Origin of the sequence: Kitasatospora sp. NPDC093102 (assembly GCF_040683915.1) — a bacterium.
GTDB lineage: Bacteria > Actinomycetota > Actinomycetes > Streptomycetales > Streptomycetaceae > Kitasatospora.
Map to the genome: position 1 here is coordinate 1 of NZ_JBFBFA010000152.1, position 1,065 is coordinate 1,065.

Genomic DNA, 1,065 nt, shown 5'->3' on the forward strand with positions numbered 1-1,065 from the left:
GTCCACCACCAGGTTGCCGGTGTTGGAGATTGGGCGGCCGATCGGCATCGACGTCGTGTCCGGCCGGTCCTCGTCCACCACGAGGCAGGTGGCGAAGACGGTCGCCTCTGTGGGGCCGTATCCGTTGATCAGGGTGCCCGGGGCGTACGGCCCTGACATCAGGGCGTCCGCGACGGAGCGGTCCACGGCCTCACCGCCGTACAGCACCGTCTTCATCCCGGCCACCAGATCCGGGCGCTCGACCAGGTGCTGGTTGAACAGCGGGGCCGTGAGCCAGGCGACCGTCACACGGTCGCGGCGGAAGGCGGCGGCCAGCGCGTCGGAGTCGGCCAGCTCCTCCTTGTCCACGACGGCGAGGGTCGCGCCGGTGATGAGGGCGCCCCAGCACTCGTAGGTGAAGACGTCGAAGCAGTAGTTGCAGGTCTGCGAGACGGCGTCGCCGGCGGTGATCGTGTTGAACCAGTTGTTGATCAGCAGGCGGCAGATGGAGCGGTGCTCGATCTGAACGCCCTTGGGGGTGCCGGTGGAGCCGGACGTGTAGATGACGTACGCGAGGTCGCGGGCGCCGGTCGGCATGACCGGATCCGTGACCGGCCGGTCGTCGAGGGACAGCTCGTCGAGCGGGACGAGCGGGGTTCCGGTGTGCGCCAGGCGTGGCACCAGCCGGGAGTGGGTGAGGACGAGCGGGGTCGCGCTCTCCTCCAGCATGAACGCAAGCCGGGTGGCGGGGGTGTCGGGGTCCAGGGGGACGTAGGCACCGCCGGCCTTGAGGACGGCGAGGAGCGCCGTGATCATGTCGACGCCGCGGTCGAGGCAGATCGCGACGAGGGTGTCGGTGGTGACGCCCTGGTCGATGAGGTGGTGGGCGAGGCGGTTGGCCCGCTCGTTCAGCTGCCGGTAGGTGAGGGTCGTGTCGTGGTGGACGACGGCCGGGGCGTCGGGGGTGCGGGCGGCCTGCTCCTCGAAGAGACGGTGGATGGTGGTGTCGTCGGCGTAGTCGACGGTGGTGTCGTTGAACTCGTCGAGGATCTGGTGGAGTTCGGCGTCGGTGAGCAGGCGGACTTC

1 protein-coding gene is annotated in these 1,065 nt (G+C 69.6%); it reads right to left on the reverse strand.

Going from position 1 to position 1,065, the window contains the following annotated elements:
- Window positions 1–1,065 (reverse strand): AMP-binding protein (locus AB0O11_RS39420; RefSeq protein ID WP_363397461.1); only part of this gene is annotated, 1,065 nt, incomplete at both ends.